Origin of the sequence: Dolichospermum sp. DET69 (assembly GCA_017355425.1) — a bacterium.
In the GTDB taxonomy this organism is placed as follows: Bacteria; Cyanobacteriota; Cyanobacteriia; order Cyanobacteriales; family Nostocaceae; genus Dolichospermum.
Genome location: CP070233.1, coordinates 3150522 through 3167629 on the forward strand (window position 1 = coordinate 3150522; position 17108 = coordinate 3167629).

10 protein-coding genes and 1 pseudogene are annotated in these 17108 nt (G+C 40.2%); 2 read left to right on the top strand and 9 right to left on the bottom strand.

The annotated features are described in order from the left end of the window. Positions 1-357 precede the first annotated feature (357 nt). A complete protein-coding gene (locus EZY12_14430; protein QSX66048.1) occupies positions 358-1491 on the bottom strand; it encodes a G-D-S-L family lipolytic protein in 1134 nt (377 codons plus the stop codon). 2083 nt (positions 1492-3574) lie between these two features. Between EZY12_14430 and EZY12_14435 the strand changes: the two genes are divergently transcribed. Further along, on the top strand, positions 3575-3769 hold the full coding sequence (locus tag EZY12_14435; protein ID QSX66049.1) for a hypothetical protein: 195 nt from the start codon (positions 3575-3577) through the stop codon (positions 3767-3769). Between the two features lie 786 nt (positions 3770-4555). Here EZY12_14435 and EZY12_14440 read toward each other — a convergent pair. Then, positions 4556-5281 carry a cyclase family protein gene (locus tag EZY12_14440; protein ID QSX66050.1) on the bottom strand — a complete coding sequence of 242 codons (726 nt, stop codon included), beginning with the start codon at positions 5279-5281 and terminating at the stop codon, positions 4556-4558. A gap of 830 nt (positions 5282-6111) precedes the next feature. Here EZY12_14440 and EZY12_14445 point away from each other — a divergent pair. After that, positions 6112-6360: pseudogene (locus tag EZY12_14445) on the top strand (cation:dicarboxylase symporter family transporter). 301 nt (positions 6361-6661) lie between these two features. On the opposite strand, the gene EZY12_14450 reads toward EZY12_14445, so the two are convergent. The 7 genes from EZY12_14450 to EZY12_14480 form a co-directional block, all read right to left on the bottom strand. Continuing rightward, entirely contained in the window at positions 6662-7681 is a 1020-nt protein-coding gene (locus EZY12_14450) for an ABC transporter ATP-binding protein (protein QSX66051.1), read from the bottom strand. 281 nt (positions 7682-7962) lie between these two features. After that, positions 7963-8895 carry a formylglycine-generating enzyme family protein gene (locus EZY12_14455; GenBank protein ID QSX70672.1) on the bottom strand — a complete coding sequence of 311 codons (933 nt, stop codon included), beginning with the start codon at positions 8893-8895 and terminating at the stop codon, positions 7963-7965. Positions 8896-9051: 156 nt separating this feature from the next. Further along, entirely contained in the window at positions 9052-9222 is a 171-nt protein-coding gene (locus EZY12_14460; GenBank protein ID QSX66052.1) for a hypothetical protein, read from the bottom strand. A gap of 703 nt (positions 9223-9925) precedes the next feature. Beyond that, positions 9926-12340, bottom strand: a complete 2415-nt coding sequence (locus EZY12_14465) for an arylsulfatase (GenBank protein ID QSX66053.1) — start codon at positions 12338-12340, stop codon at positions 9926-9928. A 103-nt stretch (positions 12341-12443) separates the two neighbouring features. After that, positions 12444-15170 (bottom strand): sulfatase-like hydrolase/transferase, encoded by a 2727-nt coding sequence (locus EZY12_14470; GenBank protein ID QSX66054.1) that lies wholly within the window; start codon positions 15168-15170, stop codon positions 12444-12446. 526 nt (positions 15171-15696) lie between these two features. Beyond that, positions 15697-15861 carry a DNA cytosine methyltransferase gene (locus tag EZY12_14475; GenBank protein ID QSX66055.1) on the bottom strand — a complete coding sequence of 55 codons (165 nt, stop codon included), beginning with the start codon at positions 15859-15861 and terminating at the stop codon, positions 15697-15699. Between the two features lie 99 nt (positions 15862-15960). Continuing rightward, positions 15961-17079, bottom strand: coding sequence for a DNA cytosine methyltransferase (locus EZY12_14480; protein QSX66056.1), 1119 nt, complete (start codon positions 17077-17079; stop codon positions 15961-15963). Positions 17080-17108 lie beyond the last annotated feature (29 nt).

A 17108-nucleotide genomic window follows, 5' to 3' on the forward strand; every position in this document is an offset into this window, starting at 1 on the left:
AAAAACCTAACCCCCCTGCCCCCCTTCCCTCGTAGGGAAGGGGGGTTTCAAAGCCTCTCTCCGCTTCGGGGAGAGGTTTACAAGAGGGGTTAATTTATACCTTGAAAACTTTTAAAACATCCTCTTAGGAGAATCGACCTCTACTTTGGTTGGAGTAATCCTGCTTTTGTAAGTTGGCTCATTGATTAAAGAATCTTAGTCCCTTTCGGGACTGAAAGTGTCAAGTTAATATACATTCAATTTGCATATAAGATGTTCCGCATTTAAATTGTATAACCTGTTAAGTTAGGAGTCTAAATATTGTGGGGTGGGCATCCCTGCCCGCCCAAATATTTAAACTAGGTGCGTTTTAGCTTATCAATTGTAAATTTGAGCAACTCTATATTCTATTTGCTCAAGTGCGAATTGCCACACTTGATAACCTGCTGGGGATAAATGCAATCCATCCGTAGTTAATTCAGGACGCAAGTTACCATCAGTATCCGTAAACCAATTATGAATATTCAAATAATTAGCTCCTTGCTTTTGGGCAATTACAGCAAGTTGGGCGTTAATATGACGAATTCGACTATTAGCAATTTTCCCAGAGCGGACAGGTAAGATAGATTGAACAATAATCTGACTGGTAGCATGACTCTGACGTAAACGGTGAATAATCCGCGAGGAATTTACCAAAATTGATTTGTCAGTAGCACCCTTACGTAAATCATTAATTCCAATCATTAAATAAATTACATCAGGCTTAGTTGCCGAAAATGCTGACAATCTTTGAGAAACCCCCTCGGAAGTATCTCCAGATATACCTTGATTCAGCCATAATTTACCCGTAGGTAGTTTATCTTTAGGAAACCACAAACTTAAAGAATCACCGACCAAAATACTCAAACGGTTTGCACCTTGACCTTTGGTAATAGCCTTAGCTTCAATAACTAAAAGGCTTTTCCAGTCTTGATAAGTTAGTTTATATGCTTTGTCTGACTCCCAGGATGATTCTGAATTTTCATCATTATCAGTGCGCGTATAAATTTGACCATTTCTCAGTGCGGCTAATCTTTGCTGGTAGAGTTGACTACCAGAAACAGGTGATTTAGTTGGAGTTATTTGGGAATTAAAGTTAAATGATGATTTTATTGGTGTTGATAATCCATGCCGTCTAAATTCTGATAATAAAATTCCCAACCTGGGGAGGTTTTTCCCTATTGCTGATGATTGTTCAACCTTCGGCAGAGTTTGTCTACTAAATTCTGGTAATGAGGTATCAATCTTGGCCAAACTCTTCCTGACGGGGGAAGACTTTTCAGTTTGACTACTAAATTCAGGTACAACAATTTGACGGGAAGAAATTTTTTCTCTTTCGTAAGATTGGAAACCCTGTGCCAAATCCAACAAGGATAGAGAATCTTTTGGAAGATTAGGGCTTTGAGGAATTGTTGATGTTGGGATTACCAATCCTGTTAACAAGCTTGCGGCTAACAGATAAGGTTCACTCATCGTTGTTTTGTTCCTTGTGTGTATTCACTACTTTTTCTTATGACAGCGTTAACTAAGTGAATTCAGGAAGATTTCGATTTCTGTCTATTTTTCTAGTTCACTGAAGAAGGGAATAGGGAACAGGGAATAGTTTTTCCTATTTCCTGTTCGGTGAACTGGGAGTAAGAGACCCCGACTTCTATAACAATGCCTTAGCCATTTTTGTGTAGGTCGGGTTGAGCGAAGAGAAACCCGACATATTTGTTGGGTTTTGTCCCTCAACCCAACCTACGAATCAATGAATTTTTTGATTTGGCTAAGAGGATGTTTTAAAAGTCCCTGGTGATGTATCAAATATTTATTACCCCCCTTAATCCCCCCTTGTGAAGCTACGGTGTACACACATCTCTAGACAGGATGCTAAACGTGATCCGATCCCCCTAAATCCCCCTTAAAAAGGGGGACTTTGAAGAATTTAGCCCCCCTTTTTAAGGGGGGTTGGGGGGATCTAAACGTTGTGGGGCAACTCTAGAAGACTTGTGTGTACACCGTAGCCGATGTATTGGGGGGTTGGGGGGATCTAAACGTTGTGGGGCAACTCTAGAAGACTTGTGTGTACACCGTAGCCGATGTATTGGGGGAAACAAGAAAATCTAGTCCCCTCCCCAACACATCGGGGAGGGTTAGGCTGACAGGTGTAGGTTTTTTACAATTGGGTTTTATGCGGGACTTGGAAGACAAGGAAGGAAAGTAGACAAGGGAGTGTGAAGAGAAAGAACCGGAAAATTCTGCCCGATATGTTCGCTATCTTCATGGGTTTTAATTCTTCTTTGTCCTTCTTCCCTGTCCACTTTCCCTCCTTGTCTGCCAAGTCTGTCCCCTATGATAAATCTCAATGTAAAAAACCTACACCTGTCAGGGAGGGTTAGGGTGGGGTATAACTGTGATAAAAATTACAGAATAATACTTTTAAAACAACCTCTAAGGTATTGCTATAAGTGGAGTGTTTCAGGTGGTGTCTAAATCCCCCTTTCTGAAACTCCCTGTTGCCGGTTCCCTCTTTAAAATATTTCACATTGTTGAGCAATATAATGCTATTAGATCCTTTTAACTATGATCCATGCTGTTCAGTTAGGATTAAAAGATACTAAAATTGAGAATTTATAATTTGAAAAGACTTACTATATATAGCTTATAGCGTTTTATCTGTCTTTGTATCACCATCATTTTCTCACGTCTTATTCCTTGATGATCTACTAAATGTGGAGTTTCATACTTTTGATAGATGACAATTATTAATAATTTATGCTTTATGTCGTAATAAAAATTAACAAATAATTGTATCAGTATCAATTTTCGTTTGTGAAAAAGTAGGGCTAAAAATCTGGAAGTATTAATATATATAGTCTAAATAGCATCTTTTTTTTAAAGATAGATATGTTTATTGATACCTGTTGGTTTAACAGCCTGACTATTAATACAAACAGAAATATGTCATATTATTATGCAATTTTAGCAATATATCTATATGCAATAAAATAAGAAAATCCTGGAAATGCTTGCTACAGAAGAGTTATAACTCCGTTTAAACTATGTCTTGATGATCTAGTAAATTTGGTTTTTATCCATCAAAAGGATGAAAATTATGCATTATTTGTAACGCTGGTGATAACAAAAATCAATAAATAAGTATATTGGTATCAATTTTCGGTTGTAAAAAAAATAGAGCTAGAAAGCTGGAAAGTCTAATTTATAAGGTTTAAACAGCATATTATTTTTTTTAAGCAGGTACGTTTATTTATACTTATTTAATTAAATATCTTACTATTAATACAAGTAAGAATATGTAATTTTATTATGTAATTTTAACAACATAGCTATGTGCAGCAAAATAAGTAAATCCTGGAAATGCTTGCTACAGAAGAGTTATGCCCGTAGTCAGAAAGTTAGATTTGCAGAATTATTAAGTCAGTTTGCTATTTATAGTCTGGACTAGACATATAAAGATTTATCGAAACTAAAGTAGATCAGTTCCGGGGATGTAGAATAACTTCGCAAAAAGTGCTACTATTTATCCGATGTAATTAATGTTTTCTTTTATCCCGTGGCTAGAGCTAGTACAGCAATCGGTGTATCTCCCATCATTAAGGAGATTGTGCAAAAACAGGCACATTCAACTCGCTTAACCTTGAAAGAGGTTATTCTCATGGGAATGTTGGCAATTGATAAGTTAGATCCTCAAAGTTGTCAAGAATTGGCAGATCAAGTTCATCAAATGCAGGTTAATGGTGAAATCTAAAACTGCGGGCAAGAGTCTAAAATTCAAAGTCTCAAGCCTCCAGTTTTCAAGCTAAAAGATAACAAGGGTGGTAGTGTGATTTATCAAATCTCTATTCTTGGCTAAAACAATAGCAATTTCCCATTAAATAGTTCTCATTCAGTTCCAAAATTAACCAGCGGTGTTGCTAATTTTCAGCAACAACTCCCGTTGTGTTAATACCAGCGAAGGGATCTAAAATTAGATACCCTTTATGTCTGAAAAACTTAATAAAAAACTCAGGGAAAGCCTGAGAAACCGTCCTGGATAAAGTTTAATTCCTGCTTGTTTACAGCGGTGGAAATAAGCAATATTAGACTTGATATTCGCAATCTTTAGCAAATTTGGCTGAATTGCCCCTGATGTTCCTTTAGGAATTGAGCAGAAATATCATGTCCAAGTCGTAAAATATTTTGGCCTTATAGCCGTTTTTGAGTAGTTTTGCATACTCTGGCTATAAGGCTTTGATATTTTTTAATTATTTATTGGGATTCTGATTTAAGAGGTTGTTTGAAAAGTATTAGATGAAACCGATAATCTCCAAAAACCTAACCCCCCTGCCCCCTTCCCTACGTTAGCGCAGCGTGCCGAAGGCTGGGAAGGGGGGTTTCAAAGCCTCTCCCCGCTTCGGGGAGAGGTTTACAAGAGGGGTTTCTTTATACATTAAAAACTTTTCAAACATCCTCTAAGAATTATTCTGATTTCTGACATTTAGTGTTAATGGTTCTGAGTTAAAAACTTTGACAAAAATAGTTAAGAAATAAAAATTTAGAATAATGCCATTATCGCAGCGGGAGAACCAGAACCTCCTTTCAACCGGAGAATCCCAATGATTAAGGTAGTACCTTGAGGTGGTAAGTTATCTAAGTTGGTGAGATTTTCGATCACAATTAGTGATTGCTCCAAGAGCAACCGATTAATAGTAAAGTTGGTATCCTGTCCAGAATCTACACCGTGAGTATCAATGCCCACTCCAGCAATTTGCCTGTGTGTAATTAAAAACTTAGTCGCTTCCTGGCTAAAACCGGGAAAGTGCATTTTCCCTTGTATATCTTGGTTAAAAAACTCCTTTTGATTTGACCATTTTTCTTGCCAACCAGTATATAGTATGACTAAATTACCTGCGGGAATTTGCCCAAATTGAGTTTCCCAAGTTTGAATATCACTAACAGTGAAGACATAATCAGGATTTATTGCCGCTTGTTCGCAAATATTAATAACTACAGCAGGTACTATGAGGGATGATGCTGGATATTTGTCAACACTGACACCGTTTGCATAGAAGCTATTGGGGGCGTTAATATGAGTGGCGCTATGTTCCCCCAAAGAAAAGCGTCCTAAGTAATAACCATCATCCTGAATTTCTGCAACACTAGCAAATTCTACTGGTGGATCACCAGGCCATTTGGGTATATCTGTATCAATCAGATGGCTGAGATGGATAACACGAGAGTAACTAATATTACTTGATGGGTGGGAATTTTTGCTAGTCAAAGGGATTTATTCCTAATTTGATGACATTTTCATAAATAAGCCCCCAAGCCTATTCACTTCAAGGTAATTGGGGGGAATTTTAATGTTGCAGCAAAAAGTGAATTTAATATCAGTAAACAGTGAAAAAGTTAAGCTTTAAATAAGGAATAGTTAATTTTAGATAAACTTTCTTAAAATTAGGATTACAGGAATCCGGTTTGATTTTTTATTCAGGGAATCTGTAAATAATTCCTTTTTTATCACGTGCTTCAAACAATACTATTGCCAAATTACGAGGGTGAGATGATAATGCTTTAACCATGAACTCCCGTTTCTCACTCTTGCTTGGCAAAAACAATCAGCCTTAAAAATTCCTTAAAGGTTTCCGACAAGGATTTTTTAAATGTATTGACGGGGTAGATAAGGGTTTTAGATTCTAAATTACCTTTTCCTCAAAACGCTTATGTATGCTTATTTTTGCCGTTTTTGCCAAAAATTATCAAGGCTCTTATTTTGGCAACAGTATTGTCAAAATTAGCATTTAATTGTTTAGCTTTTTCGTCTAAATATAGTTTGGCTTCTTCTATAGATATTTGAGCAGATAAAGCAATACAATCGAGGGCGGGGAAACCCCGCCCCTACAGGTTTTTAAATTTAATCACCGTATCTCATTTAAGTGTATACCGCTATATGTAATAGGAAAATATTTACACACTAATAGCATTTTAGGTAGGGGATTTTTAGTGAAATGTAAAGATTTGTAAAACATCAGGTAAGTTTTGAAAATTAGACTGAGAAACAAAAGAACAGATACTTAAAAGCACTGTTCATATATCTAAAATCCTCTACCTTATCTGCCTTTACCACAGCAGTTGATTGTTGTTCTCACATCTATTTTTGCTTCTGTGGGTGCAGCAGGTATTCCAGAAGCTGGTTTGGTAACGATGACTTTGGTATTTACTTCTGTTGGTTTGCCTACTGAATATATTGCTTTATTAGTAACTGTGGACTGGTTTCTTGATCGTTGTCGCACTGCTATTAATGTTATGGGTGATATGACTGTTAGTTGTTTACTTGATGGTAAACATCGAAAGGTTTAGTTAGTGAAAAATTAGCGAGATTTTTATTTTAGAGACTTCCAAATAGAAAAATATCCCAAATTCTCTTTTGGTGCAGGATGAACAACTTGCTAATAATACCAGGAGGGGCCAGATGCAAACGTGAATCATAGCAGCATATTCTACAGCCTCAGGGATGAACAACTTTCTAATAATACCAGGACGGGCAAGATGCCCATCCCACAAGATTAGACATTTTTTTTGTGGAGTTCTTTTATAGCTGGTTTTGGTGGGCATTGCCCACCCTACGTATTAATTGAAAAAACAAAAGTGGCGTTTTTTTCTATCTCATGTTCTGCTTTTTCTCGGCTTTAGGATCACGATTAGCTACGGCAGCTAATTCGGCATCCATTAAGGTTTTTCCGGTGGCTGCTAGGTAAACATCATCTAAACTGGGACGGGATTGGGCAATACCAAAAATGGGTAAGTTGGCATTATTTAACGCCTGTTGAATAGTTATCAAAGCGTCATTTTGGGGTGCGACTACCAAATTTAGGGAGTTACCTTGGGCGCTGTTGATGATGATTTCTTGGACAAAGGGTAAAGCTGCTAAAAGGTTTTTTGCAGTTTCGGCTTCTTCGCTGGGTGAAAATTCACGGATTCTCAAGGTGATGCGATCGCCTCCTACCTGATCTTTTAACTGAGATGGTGTACCATTAGCAATAACCAAACCTCTATCTATAATTGCCACTCTATCAGCTAAAGCGTCAACTTCTTCTAAATAATGGCTGGTAATGACTACGGTAGTTCCCGCAGCCCGCAACTGACGCAAGAAATCCCACACTACAACCCGGCTTTCAATATCTAGCCCTACCGTTGGTTCATCTAATACCAAGACATCTGGTGCATGAAGTAAACCAGCAGCCAAATCTAACCGTTTACGTAAACCACCGGAATATGTGCCGGTTTTTTTATCTGCGTATTCTTGTAAACCCAGCAAATCTAGAATAGTGTTAATTCGCTGTTTAATCAGCGCACCGGGAAGATGATAAAGCGCGGCTTGTAATTGTAGTAACTCCCGGCCAGTTAGCACTTTATCCAAGGCTACTTCCTGCGCTACATAACCCAGTTTTTGCCGGGCTAATTTGGGATGATCTAATACGGAAATGCCAGAAACTTCAATTTTTCCAGCATCAGGGGTTGTCAGCGTACACAATGCCCGGAGAGTGGTTGTTTTTCCAGCCCCGTTGGGTCCTAGTAAACCGAAGATTTCTCCAGGTTGTACGTGAAAGGAGACATCCTGAACTGCGACTACATTACCGTAGCTTTTTTTTAGATTTTCGATGAAAACGGCGGCAGCCATAACAGCTATAATCCCTAACTATACAATTCGCAACAATCTATCTTCTATTGTATGAGTTGAGCGATCGCTGTGATGAGTTCAATATTTCATAATGCCTGTTCTGGTGATAAATTAATATTCTTTGCCAAACTAAAGGTTTTCAATTCTTTTTTTGACAATAGGTACATAGAGTTTGCTGAAAAAGTCTTTTCTTGAAGGCTAGGAGTCAGGAGAAAGAATTAAAAGGAGTAAAGAATAGTCTCGAATCTGGGAAAGTGAAATCTTGGTCAAAACAGGTATTGCTAATCTGATTCCAGTGTTACAGAAGGGCAAACAATGGTCCGAAAACCAATGTGGTTAGTGGAGGTATCTATATCCTCTGGGTGTCGAGCGGCGGGACGGTAACGAGCGCAGTAGTTAGGCGCGCAGAGGAAAGAACCCCCTTTGAGTACCTTACGCGGTTTCTGCATTGAGGGTAATAACTTGCGGTTATAGCTATCTGCTTCTGTTCCGCCTTGAGGATTTTTAGGAGTACAGCAAGCTTTTGTGGGGTTTTCTGGATGTTTCTCCTGATACCAATCGGTTGTCCATTCCCAAACATTACCAATCATATCGTAGAGGCCATAGCCATTGGGTGGATAGCCACCAACGGCTTCTGTGCCTGGTGGGTGGGGTTTAAGATTTTCGGAAGGAAACTTTCCTTGCCAAGTGTTTGCCATTAGCTTACCATTGGGCATAAATTCATTTCCCCAAGCGAAGTCTGCACCATCTAAGCCGCCTCGTGCTGCTAATTCCCACTGAGCTTCGGTTGGTAGTTCTTTTCCTGCCCACTCAGTATAGGCAAGGGCATCTTCATATACAATATGTACGACGGGGTGATTTTCCCGATTTTTAATCGAACTATTTGTCCCTTCAGGATGCCGCCAGTTAGCACCGGCGAGGTAGTGCCACCAACATACTGTCCGGGGATCGACTGGGCGATCTGGCTTCATAAATACTGCTGATCCGGGTACTAACATTTCAGGAGTAGCATCAGGATAGTCTTCTGCTTTTGGCGGTTTTTCTGCAAAGGTAACGTATCCTGTTTCTTTGACGAATTTTTGAAATTGTTTGTTAGTAACTAAATACTTATCCATCCAGAAGCCACTAACGGTGACGGTGTGGGCTGGTGCTTCTTCTGGATATTTTGAGTTGTCTGCTCCCATCTCGAAAGTCCGCTCAGGAATCCATACCATATCTTGATGGGGAGGTTTACCCGGATGAGAGAACGGTTTTTTAGATACTTGGGGATTTGAAGTCATTTTGAATATTAGGAAGATAATTAGGTTTTTGGGAAAATGCGATCGCATTATCGAGTCGAGCGATCGCAATTCATCTTTAATCAAATCAGGTCATTGCCCAACCAAGGCGCGGAACTTGCCTGCTGTCATCAGATCAGCCGCAGCAGATTTTGCGAATTTCAGCTTATACAGCCAATGCTCATCTTTATAGGGGCTATTATTGATGTTGAAGGGTGCTTCCAAAGCTTCGCCATTCCACCCGTCTTGTGCATTTAATCTCATAAAATTGTAGTTTTCCGTAGTCAAACGTAGCTATATCCGTCACTACAATGAACCTTAGTAATATCTTTCATTGTTGAAAATTCAACCCACATTCCGCACCCTGGGGTGTCACATAGTATTATCACTTGATTTTCTCTTGATTTTTGGATATAAATTATGCCTTGTCGGCATCATGTATCCGTTAATTCATTGAGATTCGGTATATAATACATCCTCATTTCATCATAAAAAACAGTAAAAACCGATTGTGACAGTTGAGGGTGCGGAAGATAGGATTCAACTCTAAAACCATTGATAACAATCTCACATCCGTTTTTTGTGGGAGTTTTAACACGACTTACATACTTTCTGTGAAGTTATGTTTTTACGATCTTTGTGCAAAGTAGCCTTAACAAAATCTCCTGTAGAAACATGAGTGAATATTTGTTTAGGCTCGGTGCAAGGAAAACCAAATTTATTGATCCTACAGAATCTTCTGCAACTATGCCCCGTGCTTTTTACTGTTAAAATTTTTGTTGTAAGTATTTTGAGAGTTTCAACTTTCCCTACACAAGCAGCATCAATCCAATGAGTTTTAGGCAATCCTAAACAATTTTGGTAAAGTATGTTTTTGGTAGGGGCAATTCATGAATTGCCCCTAGAGATAGGGTTTAAGCGTAAGTCCTAAGACTCAGGAGTTTAGTCACGTCACAACCTATCTATTTTATTGAATCCCCACAGCAATGCGTAAGCGCAGTTCAGGAGAAATACGGGTTACTTCGCCGTCACTAACATTAATTTTTACCCAATTCACCTCACCATTAAACTTGGTGACATCATAATCTTTAGTCACAGGAGAACCCGATTCAAAACCAATATCACAGGTTTCATCAGCAGAAAATATAGAAGGTTCTGTTTGATCAACTCGCCCTTCTCCTACTTTTTTGTCATCAATGAAAAGGCTAACTGATCCCCCCTTACCTAAACCACCACCATCATAGGCAAATTCCATGCGCACTTTAGAGATACCAAAGGGAATAGTATCCCCTTCGACATAATATTGATATTTATCCAAGCCAAAAAAGTTGTAACAATATTTCAGTTTGCCGTTTTTGGCATACAAACTCCAACCGCCGATACTGCCACCAATCGCAATAATAACGCCTTCTGCCCGTTTTTTCTTTGAGAGAGGCAGGTTTAACTCTGCTTCTACCGTAAAAGACCGATTTTTGTAATCAACAATCGAGCTTTCCGTTAGGCGACCCATCCCACCATATAATACTTGTGTCTTGCTTTCTATCAATTGTGGACGACCTGCTAAAACAGGATTAGAGCGTTCTGCAAAACGATCATCAAGGGGTACAACATTGTACTTAACCGCCTCAATTAACCAGAGCCTTTGCAATTCCTTCAATTTATCAGGATAATCTTTAGCTAGATCCTTGGCTTGAGTCCAGTCTGTAGCAGTATCATAAAGTTCCCAAAGATCATCATCAAAAGCAGGTAAAACCTCGACCCCTGTCTCCCAGGGGATGCGGTGTTGAGTTACAGCCGTCCAACCTTTATGATAAATCCCCCGATTACCCATCATCTCAAAATATTGGGTTTCGCGGCGATCGCTCGCTATCTTGTCATCAAAAGAATAAGCCATACTCACCCCTTCTATGGGCTTTTGCTGTACCCCATGCACAAAAGTTGGTTCGGGTAACTTGGCGAGTTCTAAAACGGTGGGAGCAATATCAATCACATGATGGAACTGAGAACGGATTTCCCCTTTCGCCTCAATGCCATTAGGCCAATGTACAATACAACCATTGCGAGTTCCCCCAAAGTGAGAAGCTACTTGTTTTGTCCATTGATAGGGTGTATTCATGGCGTGGGCCCAACCTACCGCATAGTGGTTATAGGCTGCTGAGGTACCCAACTTGTCTTTATGGGCGATTAAGAAGTCTTCGGTTTCTAGGTCTTCATAACCCATAATTGTGACCATTTCGTTAAAAGCGCCTTGCATGGAACCTTCCGCCGAAGCCCCATTATCGCCGATGACATAGTAGATGAGGGTATCATCGAGAACGCCTAAGTCTTCTAAAGATTGCACCAACAAACCCACATGATCATCCGCGTGTTCTAAGAAACCTGCATAGACTTCCATTTGTCGAGTGAGGACAGGCTTCATCGCTTCCGATACCCCCGTATCCCACTCAGGAATCGCCTCGTGACGATCAGTTAATTGAGCATCATTCGGAATTATGCCTAACTCTTTTTGGCGCTTGAAGGTTTCTTCCCGTACCTTATCCCAACCTTTCTCAAATGTTCCCTCGTTCTTATCAGCCCATATTCCCCCTTTCTTATACTTATCAGCCCATTCCTTTGGGACATGGTGGGGAGCATGACAAGCACCTGGAGCAAAGTACATAAAGAAAGGCTTATCAGGCATTAAGGATTTTTGCTGACGTACCCACTTAATGGCCTTTTTGGTCAAATCGGTGGTAAGATGATATTCTTCTCCGGGGGTTTCTTCGGGTTCAATGGGGATAGTCCCTTCATAAAGACCGGGATAATATTGGTTAGTTTCACCGCCAATAAAGCCATAAAAGTATTCAAAACCACCGCCACCACTGGGCCAGCTAGTAAATGGACCCATAGGGCTTGTTTCCCAGACAGGAACTTCGTGGCATTTACCAAACTGAGCGGTAGAATAGCCGTTAAGTTTCAAGATTTCCGCCAAGGGAGCCGCCGTATTTGGGCGGAGGCAATTGTTACCAGGTGCTGAGGTAGCCATTTCGGTAATCGCTCCAAAGCCTATAGAATGATGATTTCTTCCCGACAGTAAGGCGGAGCGGGTAGGAGAACAAAGGGCGGTGGTATGAAAACGGTTGTATTTAAGTCCTTTTTCGGCTAGTTTTTCGGCTACAGGGGTACGAATCGGTCCACCAAAGGCAGAAGATGCTCCGAAGCCCACATCATCTAGTAGGACAATAAGAACATTAGGCGCGCCTTTGGGGGGACGTAAAGGCACAATGGGGGGATATTTGGTATCGGGATCTTTGGCATCAAAAGTCGTTAATCCTGGGGGCGTAATATCAGGAATAGGCAGGATGTCGCGTGATGGTTTGTTTGTACTGTTGTTGCTGACCATAAAGTTAGAATCTCCTTAAATGATAATAAGTAGGTTTGGTAGGGGCAATTCATGAATTGCCCCTAGAGATAGGGTCTATGGGTAAGCCCTAAGACTAAGTAGATTAGTCACGCAACAACATACCCTGAAATTCTTTCTCAGGATTCATTGTTTCAGCGTCGTTTTTGATTGTGACTAGGACCTGTTTAAGGGTCGCTCCCTCAAACTCATAAGGTATGTGTGTTGCATAGTCTGACGACACGGGCTGACCGGCATCTCGACCAATATTGAATCCTTCCCCAGCTAGGGCAAACTTGCCTGGTTGAGTCAGGAACTTGTCTTCTGGCTTTGTTTTGTCTGCAAAACTATCCAGATTATGTTGAATTTGAGCTACTGGGATTTCTATGTCATTAATAAATAGACTGACATTTCCTAAAGTGCTACTACCAAAAGTAGGATCTGCCGATAGCATCCCAGTTTTTTCAAATTTAACTTTGAGCTTCACGCTACCAGTCAGTTTTTTTGGAAGTTGACAACTGACCTTTTGCTCCCGTTGTCCTAGCCAGTTATAGACATAACAAAGCCGGTTCTCATGGATATAGAAACTGTGTCCACCAAACCGCCCTCCGTGAGCTAACAGAACCCCCGCTGGATTTTTTACCTTGGAGAAATCTTCAACAGTTGCCGTAATAGAATAAGACCGCATCCGAATGTTGGGAGCTACCGCTTCGGGAATTTCTGATCCCCCTGGATAGTAGATATACCCAAATTCGCCTTTAGGCCAGTCCCCACCACCAGTAAAGTCTGGTGGATCTGCCAACTGGGGACGTTCCGCACCAAGCCCAACAGCAGCCGAGCGATCATCGAGTGGCATACCGTTATATATCCCTGCTTGCACGAACCACATATTTTTCATGATTTCGAGCTTTTTGGGATAGATTTCAGCTAAGTCTGTACTTTGAGTTGGGTCAGCAGGCACAATGACGGGTACAGCAGATACTGCCTTCCCTTCACCAGCCTTTTTCTCTAACCACTTATCACCATCCATACAGTAAAGTTCCCATCTATCTAGCTCAAAGCTGCCCCAATCAGAGGGTGCAGGAGCATGGGAGGTACAAGCGTGCCAGCCCTTATACCAAATTCCCCGTGTTCCCAGCATGGTATAGAACTGAGTCTCTCTTACCTTCTTTGGCTTACCATTCTCGTCTTTGGGCTTGAGAGCATCGTCTTTGTAGGGAAACTGGTACTTGGGTTGACCATATTCAGGAGCAAAAGTATATTTAAAGCTGATGCCCTCAATGGGGTTTTGGGTGAAGCCTTTGACCACTTCTGGTGGTTCTATGTTCAAACAATCATAAAGGGTTGGCACTACATCAACCGCATGAACATACTGTTTGCGATATTCGTATTTGAAATCTTTTGTTTTTTTGTCAATGCCGGGTCCGCAGATCATGAAGGGAGTCGCTGCACCTCCTTCATAGCCAGACCAACGTTTCCAATATTTGAAAGGGGTATCAAAAGCCCATGCCCAACCCGTGGGGTAGTGATTGTAGGTTTTGTCTGTCCCTAGATCCGGAAGAAGAGCAAAGTTTTTGTCAAAATTGTCGGCAACGTCGTTGAAGAATAAGTTTTCGTTGACTGAGCCATTGGGTCCTCCCTCCGCACTCGCGCCATTATCAGCCACGGCAATGATAATGGTATTATCCATTTGCCCTGTTTTTTCGAGAAAGTCTAGCAAACGACCAATTTGTTCGTCGGTGTAGGTGGAGAATGCCGCATAAATCTCTGCCATGCGGATAAATAGAGCTTTCTCTTTTTGGTTCAAACTATCCCAAGGTCTTACATAATCTGTTTGAGGCCACACCTTCCCTTCAGGTACTCCTACGATAGTATGGTCAGAACCTGCATAGTTTTTATCAAGCACACCCTCATTATGAGGATTGATCACAGATGGGTCAAAATTGCCGGTGAAGATTCCCAACCTTTTCATCTCGTCGAGAACTTCTTTGCGGTAAACCTCATAGCCATCTTTAAAGATGCTAGTTTGCTCAAAGGAGATATCTTTTGGATTCTCCGAGTATCTCAATGTTGTGTTATATCCGTAATCTACTATCTTCTGTGGCCAGATTTGATGGGGAGCATGATTTGCACCGGGAGCGAAATACATCATCCAAGGTTTTTCAGGAGCGATCGCTGTTGTATCTTGGATAAAGGAAATTGCCTTATCTACCAAGTCTTTCGATAGATGATAGCCCTTCTCAGTGTCACTCAAATCTGGTGCATAGGGAGGCTCAATTAGATGATTGTCATAGACGAGATCGGGATACCATTGATCCGTTTCTCCCCCTAAAAATCCGTAATAGCGTTCAAACCCACGACCGAGTGGCCAGTTACGCTTACTCGCAGCCATATTTGCTTCTTCTTCTGGCAGCAAATGCCATTTACCAAGAGCAAATGTGTTATACCCCCGTTCGCTTAACACTGCGGGAATTAGGGCGTTTTCAAAGGGGATACGCCCATTATTTCCGGGGAAACCAGAAGTGGCTTCTTCAATGCAGGACATCCCATTACTGGTAGCATTGCGCCCATTTAATAGGGAAGAACGGGTGGGAGAACATAGGGCTGTGGTATGGAAGTTGGTATATACCAAACCTTTTCTAGCAATTCGGTTCAGATTGGGCATCTTGATCTTGCCACCAAACATTTCCCAAGCGCCGAAGCCTGTATCGTCAATCACGAGGTAAAGAATATTTGGTGAACCTTTTGGGGCTTTTGGTTCTGCGTAAGGTTCCCAATCTGGGACGGAATCACGAATGTCGAGAGCGATTGTACCGTTGAATTGCTTAGTCATTAGAGTCTCCTTAAATGAGCATCCTAGAAACAATTTGCACAAACAAAAGTAGGTTATAGGTTAAATAATCAGGCAGGTGCATTACTTCTTGAACGCACCCCAAAGCATTGGGTTATCTGGATTAGGGGGATAGCTAAACTGCCGTTTAGCAGTAGTGTTACAGTTCTTGATAGCTAGAAAAAATTAAAGACGCAAGAGGGGGAAGTCCTAACTTCTTTCAACAATCTAGTTGAGATTAGTGCTATGAAACAATCACCCAAGGGAATAGTTTGATTGTGCTATAAGAAGTATTCTGATCTGTACATTTAGAAGGGAAGTATTGTCTTTAAATTTACAGAGTTACATTAAAAATAGATGCTGGTGTGAAATTTGCAATAGCAAATGCAATAGAAATACATCGGAGGTTAGGAGAATCAATTAGGATTTTGCGAGATGGTAAAATTGTGACTTTGACAGCAGATGAAATACCATCTCGTGATGTTAAATTGAAGTTGTAATTATTTATATGAAATCTAAAATCCAAAAGCTAAAGCATCAAACAAATTCCTCCTAATTCTTCGAGAGGAATTCTAAAGCCACCAATACCGGAAAATAGGTCTATAAAGGTAAATTTAGTGGTAGGTTTTATGGTAGTTACAGGTTGAAATAATGGGAATATTTCTAGCTGTTGAGCATCAATACAAGATTTCATATTAATTTAATACACAATTTCATATTATATGATATTGACATTATATCAAGAAAATAGCGAAATGTTTTCAGTAACTTATTTTTCTTTTGCTTGATTTCCCTACATTAAATTAATCAGATATTCACCAATTTCTTTAGCAAGTAACACCGGAACTGCATTACCAATTTGTTTATACTTAGAACTTATTGAACCATGAAAAATCCAATCATCAGGAAAAGTTTGAATTTTCGCAGACTCGCGCACAGTTAAAGGACGAAGTTCTACAGGGTGACACATATCTGTAGCTTTTTGGTGAGGACAAGTTGTAATAGTTGGAGAAGGTTTATCCCAAGATAATCTTCTGTAAAAACCAACTTTTCCCCCACCAGAATTATAAGCACCTCCCATTGCTTCGGCTTGTAATTCTTTTGGTAAATATTTCCAATTTTGTCCTGCTTTTAATAATCTTAAAAACTTGAGACGATTTTCTGAATAACGCATAAATTCTGGTTGAATATCCACAAAATCTGTTAACGCATCTTTTAACGTTATCCATTTTGGTAAAAATTTACCATCTTTGCTATATTTAGCTAGAGGAAATGTAGAGGCTTCACCATCTCTAGAACCAATAAAAACTACCCGCAATCTATTTTGAGGAACACCATAATCTGCTGTTTCTAAAAGGTTATAAACTACGTTATAGCCTAATTCCTTCATTTCTGCTAAAACTATCTTTAAAGCTGCACCATTCATTTCATCAGGTTCTAAAGCTGGGTAATCTTTTCCGCGTTGATTTATTGGTCTATGACGTAGAGAAGCAGAAAGTAAACCTCTAACATTTTCCATCAAAAAAAAGCGGGGTTGGACTTCTTTAACAATGCGAATAAAGTCCATAAATAAACTACCGCGAGGGTCCATTACAGAACCGCGTTTTCCTGCGGTGCTAAATGGCTGACAAGGGGGACCACCTGTTACTAAGTCTACCTCCCCAGGAACTAAAGCGCGACCTAGATTTAAAACTTTTCCTCCTTCTTCCAGTAATTCCTGGGAACTTACTTTTTCTAATTCTCTGGGAATAGCACTTTCTTGGAGATAAGGTCTATTAAGAGAAATTGTTTTAACTGCATCCCGGTCTTTTTCTACTACACTAACAGTATGAAATCCTGCTTGTTCTAGTCCTAAATCTAAGCCAAAAGCACCTGTAAATAGGGAAATGCAAATAGGTTTGTTATTGATCATTTTATGGTTCTACGAGTTGTACCATAGCG

Excerpts from the sequence above, each read along its gene's own strand:
- EZY12_14430 (QSX66048.1), bottom strand. The coding sequence starts at position 1,491 with ATGAGTGAACCTTATCTGTTAGCCGCAAGCTTGTTAACAGGATTGGTA.
- EZY12_14450 (QSX66051.1), bottom strand. The coding sequence starts at position 7,681 with ATGGCTGCCGCCGTTTTCATCGAAAATCTAAAAAAAAGCTACGGTAAT.
- EZY12_14455 (QSX70672.1), bottom strand. The coding sequence starts at position 8,895 with ATGGTATGGATTCCTGAGCGGACTTTCGAGATGGGAGCAGACAACTCA.
- EZY12_14460 (QSX66052.1), bottom strand. The coding sequence starts at position 9,222 with ATGAGATTAAATGCACAAGACGGGTGGAATGGCGAAGCTTTGGAAGCA.
- EZY12_14465 (QSX66053.1), bottom strand. The coding sequence starts at position 12,340 with ATGGTCAGCAACAACAGTACAAACAAACCATCACGCGACATCCTGCCT.
- EZY12_14470 (QSX66054.1), bottom strand. The coding sequence starts at position 15,170 with ATGACTAAGCAATTCAACGGTACAATCGCTCTCGACATTCGTGATTCC.
- EZY12_14475 (QSX66055.1), bottom strand. The coding sequence starts at position 15,861 with ATGAAATCTTGTATTGATGCTCAACAGCTAGAAATATTCCCATTATTT.
- EZY12_14480 (QSX66056.1), bottom strand. The coding sequence starts at position 17,079 with ATGATCAATAACAAACCTATTTGCATTTCCCTATTTACAGGTGCTTTT.